This window comes from Proteus sp. G3927, assembly GCF_963894685.1.
Taxonomy (GTDB): domain Bacteria; phylum Pseudomonadota; class Gammaproteobacteria; order Enterobacterales; family Enterobacteriaceae; genus Proteus; species Proteus mirabilis.
The window spans coordinates 1-15,343 of record NZ_CAWQGX010000005.1; the positions used below are offsets into that span (position 1 = coordinate 1).

At 38.8% G+C, this 15,343-nt stretch carries 9 protein-coding genes, 1 tRNA gene and 7 pseudogenes; 7 read left to right on the forward strand and 10 right to left on the reverse strand.

Translation table 11 applies throughout. The features are described from left to right. The coding region (locus tag AACV00_RS00865) for a helix-turn-helix domain-containing protein (RefSeq protein WP_004251005.1) at window positions 1-287 on the reverse strand (287 nt) is incomplete at its 3' end. A 22-nt stretch (window positions 288-309) separates the two neighbouring features. On the opposite strand from AACV00_RS00865, the pseudogene AACV00_RS00870 reads away from it, so the two are divergent. Both AACV00_RS00870 and AACV00_RS00875 read left to right on the forward strand, forming a co-directional pair. Then, window positions 310-556, forward strand: a pseudogene (locus AACV00_RS00870) (transposase). Window positions 557-595: 39 nt separating this feature from the next. After that, a pseudogene (locus tag AACV00_RS00875) lies at window positions 596-894 on the forward strand (HNH endonuclease); the annotation flags it as partial. Window positions 895-1,171: 277 nt separating this feature from the next. Here the strand turns inward: AACV00_RS00875 and AACV00_RS17615 are convergent. Further along, a pseudogene (locus tag AACV00_RS17615) lies at window positions 1,172-1,285 on the reverse strand (IS3 family transposase); the annotation flags it as partial. A gap of 100 nt (window positions 1,286-1,385) precedes the next feature. After that, a pseudogene (locus AACV00_RS00880) lies at window positions 1,386-1,592 on the reverse strand (integrase); the annotation flags it as partial. Window positions 1,593-1,922: 330 nt separating this feature from the next. Between AACV00_RS00880 and AACV00_RS00885 the strand changes: the two are divergent. Further along, window positions 1,923-2,174, forward strand: coding sequence for a hypothetical protein (locus AACV00_RS00885; protein ID WP_036919653.1), 252 nt, complete (start codon window positions 1,923-1,925; stop codon window positions 2,172-2,174). Between the two features lie 80 nt (window positions 2,175-2,254). Here AACV00_RS00885 and AACV00_RS00890 read toward each other — a convergent pair whose 3' ends face one another. The 5 genes and pseudogenes from AACV00_RS00890 to AACV00_RS00910 all read right to left on the reverse strand — a co-directional run bounded on the left by AACV00_RS00890 (window position 2,255) and on the right by AACV00_RS00910 (window position 4,994). Further along, on the reverse strand, window positions 2,255-3,310 hold the full coding sequence (locus AACV00_RS00890) for a DUF6516 family protein (protein WP_161679997.1): 1,056 nt from the start codon (window positions 3,308-3,310) through the stop codon (window positions 2,255-2,257). Between the two features lie 188 nt (window positions 3,311-3,498). Continuing rightward, window positions 3,499-3,864: pseudogene (locus AACV00_RS00895) on the reverse strand (hypothetical protein). A gap of 123 nt (window positions 3,865-3,987) precedes the next feature. Beyond that, window positions 3,988-4,200: pseudogene (locus tag AACV00_RS00900) on the reverse strand (antirestriction protein); the annotation flags it as partial. Between the two features lie 122 nt (window positions 4,201-4,322). Then, window positions 4,323-4,721: pseudogene (locus tag AACV00_RS00905) on the reverse strand (Arm DNA-binding domain-containing protein); the annotation flags it as partial. A 188-nt stretch (window positions 4,722-4,909) separates the two neighbouring features. Further along, a tRNA-Leu gene (locus tag AACV00_RS00910) sits at window positions 4,910-4,994 on the reverse strand. A 1,471-nt stretch (window positions 4,995-6,465) separates the two neighbouring features. Here AACV00_RS00910 and ampH point away from each other — a divergent pair. Then, complete coding sequence (gene ampH / locus AACV00_RS00915; RefSeq protein WP_185969115.1) at window positions 6,466-7,683, forward strand: D-alanyl-D-alanine-carboxypeptidase/endopeptidase AmpH; 1,218 nt, start codon at window positions 6,466-6,468, stop codon at window positions 7,681-7,683. An 88-nt stretch (window positions 7,684-7,771) separates the two neighbouring features. Here ampH and lptG read toward each other — a convergent pair whose 3' ends face one another. After that, the gene (gene lptG, locus AACV00_RS00920) at window positions 7,772-8,851 is read right to left on the reverse strand and encodes an LPS export ABC transporter permease LptG (protein ID WP_161679999.1); all 1,080 of its coding nucleotides are present in this window, start codon (window positions 8,849-8,851) and stop codon (window positions 7,772-7,774) included. After that, window positions 8,851-9,948 carry an LPS export ABC transporter permease LptF gene (lptF, locus tag AACV00_RS00925; protein WP_004249580.1) on the reverse strand — a complete coding sequence of 366 codons (1,098 nt, stop codon included), beginning with the start codon at window positions 9,946-9,948 and terminating at the stop codon, window positions 8,851-8,853. Before lptF ends, lptG begins: the two co-directional genes overlap by 1 nt. 286 nt (window positions 9,949-10,234) lie before the next feature. Between lptF and pepA the strand changes: the two genes are divergently transcribed. From pepA to AACV00_RS00940, 3 genes are all read left to right on the forward strand, one after another. Continuing rightward, window positions 10,235-11,743 carry a leucyl aminopeptidase gene (gene pepA, locus AACV00_RS00930; RefSeq protein ID WP_004246183.1) on the forward strand — a complete coding sequence of 503 codons (1,509 nt, stop codon included), beginning with the start codon at window positions 10,235-10,237 and terminating at the stop codon, window positions 11,741-11,743. Between the two features lie 80 nt (window positions 11,744-11,823). Further along, window positions 11,824-12,273 carry a DNA polymerase III subunit chi gene (locus tag AACV00_RS00935; protein WP_004246185.1) on the forward strand — a complete coding sequence of 150 codons (450 nt, stop codon included), beginning with the start codon at window positions 11,824-11,826 and terminating at the stop codon, window positions 12,271-12,273. Between the two features lie 13 nt (window positions 12,274-12,286). Further along, on the forward strand, window positions 12,287-15,175 hold the full coding sequence (locus AACV00_RS00940; protein ID WP_060555825.1) for a valine--tRNA ligase: 2,889 nt from the start codon (window positions 12,287-12,289) through the stop codon (window positions 15,173-15,175). Window positions 15,176-15,343: the final 168 nt, after the last annotated feature.

The following is a 15,343-nucleotide window of genomic DNA, read 5'->3' on the forward strand; positions in this document are numbered from 1 at the left end:
TTCTGGAAAAAATTCTTGTAAGCCCGTTCCAAATCTTTAAGTGACTGTTGTAACGGTTGTGATGGGGCTTCCTTCAACCATTGTGTCTCTGTGTCAGATTTCCACTCAATGAGCCATGAAGCCATTTTTGTATAGGGAATGTATTTATTCCCTGCTTCGTAATTCTCATTCTGACGTGCTAATGCCCGATTGAAAACAAAACGACAAGCCCCTGCAAAGCGTCTCATCTCACGCTCTTGCTGACCATTGGGTCTTAACTGGAATTTAAAGGCTTGTAGACGTTTCATATTACCTATTATACTTTGGTCTATGAAAAATGAAACTAATATTTGCCTTGGCAGGCATGTGTATTCCTGATGCATGCCCATTTGGTCTTTGTCACAAAATACCGGCGAAAAATATTTGATCAGGATGCCATTGAAAAATTGCGAGGCTACTTTGCCAGTGTTTGTGCTGATTTTGATGTTGAACTGGTTGAAATGGATGGGGGAGTTGTGGTGGCGCACCAATATCTATTATCCGCCAGTACATTGAGCAACAGGAAACACCTCGTTAGTTAAAAAACCGCGCCTTATATCCCCGACCTGAAGGACGGGGTTTTACGGTGCTTTGGATAAAATGGAAGCAATTCGACGGCCCATGTACTATCAATAATGGGTTGGCATTGTGTGCATTACACCACTCTGCCTTTGATATGGGCGTAATCAGTAATCAGTAATCAGTATTGATGATAATATGAAATTATTAGTTTCTAGCGGTGTGAATGGTAATCAAATGGTAGAGCAATTATTTTGGCAATTTTCAAATAAGGTAATTGGCCTACCTAAAAACACAAAAGAACATCCGAAGGATACATTTATCCATTGGCATCGTGAGCAAGTGTTTAAGCTATAAAATTAGCGGGTTGATGTTAAGTGTTTACCAATATCACTCAATATTTATAAGTCTCTTATCAAGAAAGAGACTGTATCTTGGCTCGGTTATTACAATACAAACTGTGATATATAAAATCTAATGACCATATCAACCTTTTTTACAAAAGACTCTTTTATTGCATGGTATTAGAGGCTGACTTCTACAAATATTTTTAAGATTATTATTTTCTCTTCAAGCAATTTTAATGGTTAACCTCAATGAATTACATAGCGCCATAGTTTTATTTTCAATTTTAGTATATGCCATTGCTGATCCTATTTTGGTAACAAATATCATCAACTGTCATACCTGAATCAGCAAGCTTTAAGATATTCACAATTTGAATTTTAGCAAAACGAACTTTTTTCATTATGGTCTCTGAAATTTTGGGGCTAAAATTTAATTATAGCTGTGTCATTTTTGGGGAGTGGGCAATGACGCATTTGCCTTTCTACTGTATCTTTCGACTACAAGCCTGACTCAATCAACGAACTACAGGCCATTGTTCTAAAACCATGTTCACAGACTTCTGTCTTAGTATCATAGCCCATTACACGTAATGCATTGTTTACCGTGTTTTCTCTCGGATTGTCATTATCGATAAAGACTAGCGAATGATTACCACAGAATTGATAGATCTGTTTTAAGATATCAATGGTTTGTCGGCTTAAAGGGACGTAGGTTTGACCTTAGTATACTTGGGAAGACTGAAAAATGGGGAAAAGCCTTGTAAACTTAAGATTTCAGATACAAAAAAGACGTCTGTTAACGTCCATTGATGTTCTTATGGTGTGAAGGCCGGACTCGCTTTTAATATGCAATGCATTGTTTTTGTTTAAAATAAATTAATAGAAAAAATTTTATATACTTAAATATATTCTCATCGGTTTAAATCTATCATTAGATTAGCTGTATCTCATAGAAACATGTAGTTTATCTATCTATTTAACTATAGAACATTTATTATTTAGACTATATAGTTACTCACTCATTTAGTAGGTAATATTATGGTAACAGTAACAAGAGAAATAATGAAAGAATGGATAATTGAATGCCTACAAGAAAAAGGCGGTAAAGCTTGGCCTCGTGAAGTCTCAAAATATGTTTGGGAGCACTATGAATCTAAGTTGAAGGCTTCCGGCAATATTTTATATACATGGCAATATGATATTCGTTGGGCAGCCCAGCAGTTAAGAAATGATGGTACTCTTAAAGCAGTGAATGGCAGAAGAGATTTGCCATGGGAGTTAGACTCATAGTTATGATAAATAGAACATTCTTATTATCAGTTTTAGCAAATTATAAATTGATACAACGCTATTTTAGGAGATGCTATACATCATATCTTACAATTTTTTTCAGCTTCCTGTACTAATTTTAAAAGAAGCTTTATGTCTAAACCAACATCACCATATGTAAAACTAGTTTCAACAATATTTTTTTTCGATTTGCGTAAATCATAATGAACATGATCAGGCCCATAAAAAATATCATGATGATCAGCTGAATCAACCCTAGATAGCGCCTTTCCTTCAGCACTTAAAATATTATAGGCATAATTTGATAAAGAATGTTGTCTAATTACTATAGTAATTCCAGAATGTCTACGGGCGGTTACAGTATTTCCATCAACTTTAATAATCGAACATTCAAGACTTGTTTTAAGAACATCACAAGTCTGCTCGAGACATTCTTCAATAGTTAATGGGGATGTTTTTGAAAATATGACTCTACCTCCCAAATGTTCTGAGAGATAATTCAGTAGTGTTGATTTATCCTGAGATGCTACCTCATGTTCCAGACATAGTTGCATACCAATCATAATTTCTGAGTCTCCATAAATTGTACTGGTTGCTACTCGATCTGTTTCTACACCACAAACTAAACATTTCCCATTGGAAGATAGCCAAACCCCTTGATTTACAGACGTATTCTTCAACCTCCCACCAAGTAAACCATTAAACAAATTTGAATCCATATTTCTTTTATTCAACCACACTTTATAACGCTGCATATATCCAACATCATCGATTAATTTTGAAAAATTAGTATCATCTATAGGATTCAGTTTAACTCCATTATTTTCAAGATAGCTACCTATTCGAGCAAACAAAAAAAGGTCACTTGATTTCATAAAATAAATTCTAGCTGCTGGAAAATGAGTTGTTGGCTTATACAAGGCATTTATATGTAAAACATCAGCACTAATATAAACATGAACATCATTTGCATCGCGCATCATCCAAAGTAATTCTTCTTTATTAAGCATTTCTATGGTTAAAACAGGTTTTCTTTCCTGTAGTACATTTCCTCCCAAACACTGAATCATACTATCTACAGCCGAACCACTTAACTTAAGATTAATACAATCAGTTATTACATCTGTTAGTTTCACTATACTCTTCCTTATTTTTATTTAATTTCACAATAATCAAATTATAAAATAGCTTATCAAGCATTCAATAATTTCATTCCTAATTCCTCACCAAATAATCACAATATTGCCTTGATAAAATATCTTCTAGTATCAATTAACATAAAATGTATTTGAATAGACTGACTCCTATTTTTATATATGAATTCTTATTTACTAAAATGCTCATACATCTCTTCTGTCATAACCCACAGTGCCTTATTCAATTTGATATCGCCATTAATACCATTTTCACTGAGCGCGTCCGCGCTTGCTTACCTTTTGCATTTCTACCTGATAATCCTCCTTTGATTAAATTCTCCTGCAAACGTTGGTACACAGTCCACAGAGCATCTTTCTTATCCTCCCAACGACGAGGCTGTAATGGTAGGGATATAGGTATAACGGTCACTTCTCGACTCATGTTTTTCTTCAGAGAAAACACTGGGTACGGTACAAAATAATTCTTCCATCGTTAATGGCCGGTCACGACGAATACTGTTGGCACGCCCAAAGCGTGAGGCTAATCGACTCATCATCAATCCTTAAATAATTTATTAGTTAGATAAATACGTTAAATACAGTGAAATAATGCAGACAGAGATAAGAACAATGGGGTGAATATAGGAGCGAGGAAAGCGTAAAATGCGTAAAATAGATTAATCAATTAGGTAGAAGATAGCCTCTGCTTCAGGGTGCTGTGAAGCAAAATCCTGTAGTTGATAAAAACGTTCGCACATCACCTCTCTTTCTGTTTTAAATGACCACACACTAGAAACCAATAAACACACGACAATACCCATCACTTGAGGAGAAACCTGCGATTCATGCCTATTATGAGAGTTGATTAAAAGCATGTGCTCTTCCGATAAATCAGGGTAAAGGTAAGCTCCTTGATTTGATAAAGTACAAAACGACCAAAAACCCCGTGATAGTCAGGACATAATTGGTCGAGGGTGTGAAAGATAACGGATTCTATTTTTAACCATTGTGGAATAGCCGCAAAGATATTGTCTTCAAAACTTTTTAATACTCGATGGCTATGCCCTTCAGACCACTTCTTATTGGTTGCATGCCAATCACGTGCAACCTTCTCGAATGTATTAAATTCTTTTTGTTGCTCTTCTTTCACTTCTTTGCGTTTTTCGCTTGGATCAAATCCGTTAGCAATTAACTTTCTAGCGGCATCTCTTTTCTCTCTGGCTTCTGCGAGTGAAATATCAGGGTAAACACCCAGCGCTAACATTTTTTGCTTACCGCCAAAGCGATACTGTAAACGCCAATATTTTGAGCCGTTGATATGTACCATCAAGTGCATACCATCACCATCGGTCAATTTATACGATTTATCCAGAGGCTTGGCAGCCCTGACTTTAGCATCAGTAAGAGCCATGATTTATCACCTTGCGTTGGTACAAACTATTATCGAATCGAGAGATACCAACACATATACCAACAGCAGGTACTTGATGTGGGTTGACCTTAGTATACTTGGGAAGACTGAAAAGTGGGGAAAAGCCTTGTAAACATTGGATTTAAGACGCAAAAAAAGACGTCCGTTGACGTCCATTGATGTTCTTATGGTGCCGAAGGCCGGACTCGAACCGGCACACCCGAAGGCGGTTGATTTTGAATCAACTGCGTCTACCAATTCCGCCACTCCGGCACTGAAGTGTGTTTGGAAAACAGGCTCATTATACTTGCGTGAGGAACCCTCGCAACAATTATTGTTGGTTTTCAGTTTGATTGGCGAAAAAAAGTGCATTTATCTTATCGTTCTTCTATGAATGGGGCAAACTTGTAACATTCATCTATCGATAAGCAACATTGAATTTAACAAGTCTCAATCCCTAAGTCTCTTAGCACACTGACTTCATTTATTTGTGCATAATGGATTATCTTCTGTTGTCATCGTTATAACTGAGCAGTAGATAAAATCGATATATTAAATTATATATAACGAGATATAAAAAAAGGATCAAAACTGGGTTAGTGTTTTGATCCGACGGTACTGCAATTTAAGGGCTTAATTTTATTTTTATGACTATCGTTATTTTTTTAATGTCACTGCCCTTTTCTTCCCTGGTGTAAGGAAGAATTTTTATTTTAAATAGAGTGTTATATTTAATATATATTGTTATTTAAAATAGATAGCCTCTAACTATTTCTTTACTATATAGTTAATAAATAGCTTTATTTGCCTATCTATTGATTTACTTACTGTTATTTAAACTATTTTTATTTTTTAAGATAATAATACTTAGTTAAATAAAAGTCTTATCTTTAAATAAAAAGCCCTCTATTAAAATAGATTTATTTATACTGATGATTCATTCATTATTATTTTATTACGGCGACGTTTTACTCTCTTTTTATTTATTCGCTTTCCTTTCATCTTGTTATGTTTTATTTCTCTTTGACTATTTTCCCTTGTTAATTTTGTTAATACGTCTTTACTCGCATTTAGTGTTTAGCTGTCGGTTTGATGAGATTATATTAAGTTTTCTTTGTATGTTTCACAACAATTAAAGTATTGCAAAGTATAACACGTAGAGTGAGTATCTTTACAAAAAACTTGAAAATGGATAATTTAAATATAGATTTAGAATATAAAACCAGAAACCAATTAATTTAAAGAATATAAATTCATTAATTAACATTTACTTGATAAACAACTGTTAACCGAATAATAAAGAAAAGCTAATAATAAAGTAAAAATAGGCAAAATTTAGGGGGGATTGTAACACCTTTGTAATACTTTCCTGTTTTTTTCACCCTTTTTATGTACAAAAAATAACCAATAATAAGATTTTTATGATGTCCTTCACAAAAAATCTCTTTGTAGAAGTCCTTCAGCCTATTTTACATCAACTTTTCATTAACCCACTATTGCTCTGATAGACATTCTTATTTCTGATAATATAATCAAAATTTGGTTTAAATCTGCTATAAAGGGGATGGTATGGGTATTGTTAGCTGGATCATGGCCGGTATTTTTATTGGGCTTGTTTTAGGTGCTGTACTAAAAATGATAAATAAAAACAAAAAGTAACGCGATAAAACAATCATCCATTTATGTTATGGCTGATTTATTTTGTTCTCTTTTCTTTCACCTTACTCGTTATGTTGATCATAAAATGAAAAAACATCTCCTAAAATATCTCCTCATTCCTGTTGCACTACTTACGCTCAATGCCTGTAGTCAACGAGCAACGGTAACGCCAACGTTACCCGCTAAGTTTAATCAACATAATGTGCCTGAATTGTCACAATGGCCAACCACCTTATCACCAAAGGCGAATAATAGTCGGGAGATTTTTGATAAGTATGCTCAGCAGATTTATCAAAAGAGTAACCCTCAAGGGATGGTGATTGTCATGATTAACAATACGCAATCTCTTAATCGTGCTTTTGGTACTACAAGCCCCAATAGCCGTCAAACCCCGTCAATGAACTCATTAATACGTATTGCTTCTATTACTAAATTAATGACGAGTGAAGTGATGTTAAAATTACAAGATGATGGCAAGTTGTTGGTTACTGATCCTCTGCAAAAATATAGTTATTATGGTGTCGATATTCCATTAGTGAACAATCAATCTCCTATTCGTCTTTATCATTTAGCTACCCATACCAGTGGTTTTCCTCGTGAACAACCCGGCGGAAAATGGGGTAGACCGGTTTTTATTTGGCCAACCCATGGCGATCGCTGGAACTGGCTAAAAAAAGCCTCTTTAACAACACCGGCGGGACAATCTGCCTCTTATTCTAATCTGGCTTATGATTTATTAGCAGATGCATTAGTGAAAGCCTCTGGTAAAAACTATCCTCAACTATTAAAACAGTATGTGACACAACCTGCGGGAATGCGTGATACCACGTTAACGCCAAATAGCACACAATGTCAGCGATTATTAATTGGTTATAGACCCAGCCCTTGTTCTGAGACTATCGCCGCCGCCGGAAGTGGGGGTGTTTATTCTACGCCTGCAGATATGCAACGTTGGATGCAAGGCTTTTTAAACTCAAATAATACGATGAGAAAAGCGACGGCCAGTAAAGAGCAGTCTATTTATTTTCCGCGCCAACGACTATCTTCTATTGAAGGGATGGATGTTGCAGGGCGAGCGGATGGCATTGGCTTAGGATGGGTTTATATGGCGCCTGCCAATGGTGTGCCTGCTATTTACCAAAAAACCGGCGGTGGCGGTGGTTTTAATACCTATATGGCAACCATTCCTGAATTAAATATCGGTGTTTTTGTTGTCATCACCCGTAAAGCTAATGGCACCAAGTTTAGTGAAGTGACTCGAGGTACAAATGCCCTTGTGCGTGCTTTAGCACAAAGTTTTTAAACGAAATAATCAACTTATAGACCGATAAAAAAGCGCCTTGATTGTTGAAGGCGCTTTTTCTTTAAGCATTGTTAATCGTTAATACTACTTAGCGATTACGCCTCATTAATAACCATAAACTTAATATTAAAAAGAGCATACCAGGAACTAAGGCGGCCACTACGGCAGGAATGCCATATACCAAACTTAATCGGCCTGAAACTTCATTCACAATATAGAACAGAAAACCAAAGGCTATTCCTGTTACCACACGCAGCCCCATAGGTACAGTACGTAATGGGCCAAAAATAAATGACAGCGCCATTAGCATCATCACCGCAACAGAAATAGGCGCAAAGATTTTTTTCCAGAAGTTCAGCTCATAGTTGGCTGATTCTTGCCCACTCTGTTTGAGGTATTTTACATATTGATATAAGCCACTTATGGATAAGGCATCTGGATCTAATGCCACAACACTCAGTTTTTCAGGTGTTAGGCGAGTCTGCCACTCTAAAGATACCTGTTTTTTACCCGTGATTTTTTGTGGCGAAGTAAGATCAGATTGCTCAACTTGTTTCAGTAACCACACTTTTTTATCTGGATCATAAGTGGCACTGGATGCATAACGCACAGTTTCAAGTTTTCGATTATTATCGAAATTATACAGCGTAATGCCTTGCATCTCATTTTGGCTTTTAATACGGTTAATATAGATAAATTGATTACCATCTTTAGCCCACATTCCACGGTTAGTGGACACTAAAGAGTTACCCATGATCTTTTCTGCACGGTAATTACGTGCATATTGTTCACCTTGCGGTGCCCCCCACTCGCCAATTAATACCGTTAACAGTACTAATGGGATCGCGGTTTTCATCACGGAGCCGGCAATTTGCAAACGAGTAAAACCCGATGCCTGCATCACCACCAGCTCACTACGTGTCGCTAATGCCCCTAGCCCTAATAAAGCCCCTAATAAGGCCGCCATCGGAAAGAAGATTTGCACATCTTTGAGGATATTTAAAACCGCATAAATCCCCGCATCTAAGGTCGTAAAATCACCTTGCCCTACTTTGCGCAGCTGATCGACGAATTTGATAATGCCAGACAGTGATACCAGTAAAAATAGCGTCATCAAAATCGATTGCAAAATCGTACGCCCGATATATTTATCTAATACACCAAACATCAGGCAACTCCTTTCTTAAAGCGAGCACGTAGTTTGCGCATTGGTAAGGTATCCCACGCATTCAATAACAGCGCTAAAGCAAAATAAATCCCATTCACTGTCCACATAGCAATAAGTGGGTCAACTTTTCCTTTTTCACCGCTTGAACGCAAGGAGCTTTGTAATAGGAAAAACACCAAATAAAGTAACATCGCCGGCAACATACTTAATACTCGCCCTTGACGTGGGTTGACTTCACTTAACGGCACAACCATTAACGCCATGATCACCACAGAGAAAATTAAGGTTAAACGCCAATGAAATTCGGCGATAGACTCAGGCTCTGTTGAGTGCCACAACTCATTCATGGTTTTTTGTTCGACGCGATTACGGCTAATAGTAGACTCTCGATGGCCTATCACCGCTTGGTAATCGGTAAAATCAGTAATACGAAAATCGCGTAGTACCGCCGTACCTTCATACCGCGTACCCTCGCTAAGTACCACGACTTGGTTACCGTTTGGTAGCTCTTTGGTATACCCTTTATCCGCCACCACAACAGATGGGCGTTGGTTTTGTGTTGGACGCAATTGAGCCAAGAAAACATCTTGGAATTGGTTGCCCTTTACGCTACCGAGATAAAGCACCATATTACGGTCACTGGACATTTTAAATTGCCCTTCCATTAATGCCGCTAAGCTTGGATTGGCTTTTGCATCTTCCAGCACTTGCTCTTGATGTACAGACGACCATGGTATCAACCACACCACATTCCCTGCCGCCAAGACGCTAGTAAGTAATGACAACAATAGTGCTGCTTGCACTAATGCTTTTTTACCTATTCCACAGGCATTCATGACGGTTATCTCACTTTCAACATAAAGTTTGCTGTAAGTCATCAGAAGACCAAGAAAAAGGCTTAATGGTAGAATAAGCTGTGCCATCTCGGGGATCCCCAGCCACAGCAGAGAAACCACAAGGTTTGTAGGAATATTACCTTCTACAGCAGCCCCTAAAATTTCAACCAGCTTTTGGCTAAAGAAGATAAGCATCAAGATAAATAAGATGGCTATCTGACTTTTAAGGGTTTCCCGAGCTAAATATCGAATTATAATCACGCTAGTTATGCCTGTGAAAACTTGTCTTTTTGCAGGAAAATCGCTAACTTCGTTGTATATCTATCATTTGTGCATCTCAGTTAGACATTCTTGCAGCCCAAATGATATCAAAACATGCTATAAACAGGTTCCCAATCAGAACAAGCTTATAAGTTAGCTAAATTAGTTGTGTTCAATTAATGCATTTAGCTTAACATAAAAAGTAAACTTTCTATGGGGTAGATTAATGCGGATCACTATTCTAAACGATACTTTCCGTTTTTGTCTTTAATATTCAGGAGAACGCATGGAGTTTAATGTAAAAAGCGGCAGCCCAGAGAAACAACGCAGCGCTTGTATTATCGTGGGGGTGTTTGAGCCTCGTCGTTTATCTCCGATAGCGGAGCAACTTGATAAAATCAGCGATGGTTACATCAGCGCCTTATTACGCCGTGGTGAACTGGAAGGTAAAGTCGGCCAGTCATTGCTGCTGCACCATGTGCCAAATGTTCTCTCTGAGCGCGTTTTGCTGATTGGTTGTGGTAAAGAGCGTGAATTGGATGAACGTCAGTACAAACAAATTATTCAGAAAACAATTAACACGCTCAATGAAACAGGGTCAATGGAAGCAGTTTGTTTTCTGACTGAGCTACATGTTAAAGGCCGTAATAATTACTGGAAAGTACGTCAAGCGGTTGAGACTGCAAAAGACTGCCTCTATACCTTTGATCAACTGAAAAGTAATAAAACCGAATTACGTCGTCCATTACGTAAAATGGTCTTTAATGTCCCTACTCGACGTGAATTACCAAGCGGTGAACGTGCTATTGCCCACGGCTTAGCTATTGCATCAGGGATCAAAGCCTGTAAAGATTTAGCTAATATGCCACCTAATATCTGTAATGCGGCATACTTAGCCTCTCAAGCTCGCCAACTCGCTGACTCATCCGCGAATGTCTCTACCCGAGTCATTGGTGAAGAGCAGATGAAAGAGCTAAATATGAATGCCTATTTAGCGGTCGGTCAAGGTTCACAAAATGAATCTTTAATGTCGATTATTGAATATAAAGGTAATCAAGATCCTGAATCCCGTCCAATTGTATTGGTTGGTAAAGGGCTCACCTTTGATTCTGGTGGTATTTCAATTAAACCTGCTGATGGCATGGATGAAATGAAATACGACATGTGTGGTGCAGCAACAGTATATGGTGTGATGCGCGTCGTTGCTGAGTTACAACTACCTATTAATGTCATCGGTGTATTGGCTGGCTGTGAAAATATGCCGGGTGGTAAAGCCTATCGTCCTGGTGATATTCTTACTACTATGTCAGGCCAGACTGTTGAGGTATTAAATACGGATGCTGAAGGTCGCTTAGTGCTGTGTGATACATTAACCTACGTTGAGCGCTTTGAGCCTGAGTTAGTGATTGATATCGCCACATTAACAGGGGCTTGTATGGTGGCATTAGGTCATCATTATAGTGGATTAATGTCTAACCATAACCCATTAGCCCATGAATTAATGAATGCTTCAGAGCAAGCGGGCGATCGCGCATGGCGTTTACCTTTAGGCGAAGAGTTCTATGAGCAAATTGAATCTAATTTTGCCGATCTTGCCAATACGGGTGGACGTTTAGGGGGAGCCATTACCGCAGGTTGTTTCTTAGCGCGCTTTGCAAGCAAATATAACTGGGCACATTTAGATATCGCAGGTACGGCATGGCGCTCTGGTAAAGCGAAAGGTGCTACGGGTCGCCCAGTATCTTTACTGTCGCAGTTCTTATTAAACCGCGCAGGTTTGAATAGCGACGAGTAATACCGCATAATTATTAAGGTAAATAGAGCAGACTCATAGAAGGGTATTGCAATGCAATACCCTTCTATTATCGGGATATCATGAAAAACGCCACGTTTTATTTAATGGAACATCCATCAATACATCAAGATTTACAAGCCCATGAATGGCTTGCTTGTCAACTTGCCGCAGAACATTGGCGTTTAGGCAAACGGGTTTTGCTCGTCTGTGATTCACAGCCACAAGCTGAATTGTTGGATGAAGCACTATGGGCAAGAGAGCCACATCAATTTGTGCCCCATAACCTAGCAGGTGAAGGGCCTCGTTATGGTGCGCCTGTTGAATTATGTTGGCCGGGCAAACGGGGCAATGCCCCGCGTGATCTCCTGATTAATTTGCAGTCACAATTTGCAGACTTTGCCACAGCTTTCCATGAAGTGATAGACTTCGTACCTATCGATGAACAATTAAAACAGTTGGCGCGAGAACGATATAAAATTTATCGTAGCGTCGGCTTTACTTTGACAATGGCTACGCCGCCAACCTATTGAATACGTAAAGAATATGGAAAATAAATCCGCACCGAAAGAGCCATCGCTCGATACAACTTATAATCCGACAGAGATTGAACAACCTCTGTATCAACATTGGGAAAAAAATGGCTACTTTAAAGCCAATGGTGATACATCCAAAGAAAGCTTTTGTATTGTGATCCCACCACCTAATGTGACAGGTAGCCTGCACATGGGTCATGCTTTCCAACAAACCATCATGGACACCATGATCCGCTATCAACGTATGCAGGGTAAAAATACCTTGTGGCAAGCGGGTACTGACCATGCAGGTATCGCAACACAGATGGTTGTTGAGCGTAAGATTGCTGCTGAAGAAGGTAAAAATCGCCATGATTATGGCCGTGATGCTTTCATCGATAAAATTTGGGAGTGGAAAGCAGAATCCGGCGGTAATATCTCCAACCAAATGCGCCGTTTAGGTAACTCCGTAGATTGGGATCGCGAACGCTTTACCATGGATGAAGGTTTATCTAAAGCAGTAAAAGAAGCCTTCGTTCGTTTACACAAAGAAGATCTTATCTATCGTGGCAAACGTCTTGTTAACTGGGATCCTAAATTACACACTGCCATTTCCGATCTCGAAGTTGAAAACCGCGAAGTAAAAGGCTCAATGTGGCATCTGCGTTATCCATTAGCTGATGGCGTTAAAACGGCAGAGGGTAAAGATTATCTGATTGTTGCCACGACTCGTCCTGAAACACTGTTAGGTGATACTGGCGTTGCGGTTAACCCAGAAGATCCACGTTATAAAGATCTGATTGGTAAAGAGGTTATTCTACCTTTAATGAACCGTCGTATTCCTATTTTAGCGGATGAACACGCGGATATGGAAAAAGGCACCGGTTGTGTAAAAATCACCCCTGCCCATGACTTTAATGACTATGAAGTAGGTCGTCGCCATCAACTACCAATGATTAATATCATGGATTTTGATGGCAATATTCGTGTTAGCGCAGAAGTATTAGACACTAACGGTGTTGAATCTGATGTATATAGCACAGAGATCCCGAAAGCCTACCAAGGTATGGAACGTTTTGCAGCACGTAAAGCTATTGTTGCTGAATTTGAACGTTTAGGATTATTAGAAGAGATCAAACCTCACGATTTAACGGTACCTTACGGTGATCGTGGTGGTGTGGTTATTGAACCTTTATTAACTGACCAATGGTATGTCCGTGCGGCACCTTTAGCGAAACCTGCGGTAGAAGCGGTTAAAAATGGTGATATTCAATTTGTACCTAAACAGTACGAAAACATGTACTTCTCTTGGATGAATGATATTCAAGATTGGTGTATTTCTCGTCAACTGTGGTGGGGTCATCGTATCCCGGCTTGGTATGATAACGAAGGTAATGTTTATGTCGGTCGTGACGAAGAAGAAGTGCGTCGTGAAAATAACATTGCTGCCGATGTAGCATTACGCCAAGATGAAGACGTACTCGATACGTGGTTCTCTTCTGCACTGTGGACATTCTCAACCTTAGGCTGGCCAGAAAACACCGAAGCACTGAAAACATTCCATCCAACGAATGTATTAGTGAGCGGTTTCGATATTATCTTCTTCTGGATTGCCCGCATGATCATGATGACCATGCACTTTATTAAAGATGATGAAGGTAAACCACAGGTTCCATTTAAAACCGTTTATATGACAGGCCTTATCCGTGATGAAGAAGGTCAGAAAATGTCAAAATCTAAAGGTAACGTACTTGATCCTTTAGATATGATTGACGGTATCACATTAGATAAACTGTTAGAAAAACGCACTGGTAATATGATGCAGCCACAAATGGCTGAGCGTATTGCTAAACGCACCAAAAAAGAGTTCCCAGAAGGTATTGAAGCACATGGTACTGATGCTCTGCGCTTTACTTTAGCGGCATTAGCTTCTACAGGGCGTGATATTAACTGGGATATGAAACGTCTGTCAGGTTACCGTAATTTCTGTAACAAATTATGGAATGCCAGTCGTTTTGTACTGATGAATACAGAAGATCAAGACTGTGGCTATCAAGGTGGTGAGATGACATTCTCATTGGCTGATCGCTGGATCTTAGCTGAATTCAATAACACCATAAAAGCCTATCGTGAAGCGTTAGATAATTATCGCTTTGATATTGCTGCCGGTATTTTATACGAATTCACTTGGAACCAATTCTGTGACTGGTATCTTGAGTTATCAAAACCGGCGGTTCATAAAGGTAATGATGCTCAAAAACGTGCTGCTCGTCATACCTTGATTGAAGTATTAGAGGGCCTGTTACGTCTTGCTCATCCAATTATTCCATTTATTACAGAAACTATCTGGCAACGCGTTAAAGAGGTGAAAGGCATTGAAGGCGAAACCATCATGCTCCAAGCTTTCCCTGAATTTGATGCGTCATTAGTCGACGAGCAAGCACTTAACGATCTGGAATGGATCAAAGAGGTTATCGTCGCAGTTCGTAATATCCGTGCAGAAATGAATATTGCGCCAGGTAAACCACTGGATGTTATTTTACGTGGTGCGGATGAAACGGCTAAACGTCGTGTCAGTGATAACATTGGTTTCTTAAAAGCAATGGGTCGCTTAGCGGATATTCGCCCATTAGCGGAAGGTGAAGAAGCACCATTATCGGTAACTAAACTAGTGAGCGGTGCAGAGCTGTTGATCCCAATGGCCGGCTTTATTGATAAAGATGCAGAGCTTGCCCGTTTAGATAAAGAGCTTGAAAAAGTAGAGAAAGATATCACTACATTAGACAGCAAATTATCAAACGAAGGCTTTGTTAATCGCGCACCTGAGGCTGTTGTCGCCAAAGAGCGTGAGCGTTTAGCATCTTGTTTAAATGCTAAAGAGAAGCTGATTGCCCAAAAAGTCTCTATTGCTGCGTTATAAGTTATTGCACCATTAATACTAAAACCCGCATTGATTGCGGGTTTTAGTTTATTTTTAACACCTAATATCGTTACTACTTAAGATATAGGTTGATCACTAAACCTAAAAATAAAACATTTTTTCACTATATTGTGACTCGTTTTGCAGTGAAATAGTGTTCTATAGTGC

Bases quoted from the DNA above. Each gene is read 5' to 3' on its own strand.
- AACV00_RS00940 (WP_060555825.1), top strand. From the start codon at position 12,287: ATGGAAAATAAATCCGCACCGAAAGAGCCATCGCTCGATACAACTTAT.
- pepA (WP_004246183.1), top strand. From the start codon at position 10,235: ATGGAGTTTAATGTAAAAAGCGGCAGCCCAGAGAAACAACGCAGCGCT.
- ampH (WP_185969115.1), top strand. From the start codon at position 6,466: ATGAAAAAACATCTCCTAAAATATCTCCTCATTCCTGTTGCACTACTT.
- AACV00_RS00935 (WP_004246185.1), top strand. From the start codon at position 11,824: ATGAAAAACGCCACGTTTTATTTAATGGAACATCCATCAATACATCAA.
- lptG (WP_161679999.1), bottom strand. From the start codon at position 8,851: ATGTTTGGTGTATTAGATAAATATATCGGGCGTACGATTTTGCAATCG.
- AACV00_RS00885 (WP_036919653.1), top strand. From the start codon at position 1,923: ATGGTAACAGTAACAAGAGAAATAATGAAAGAATGGATAATTGAATGC.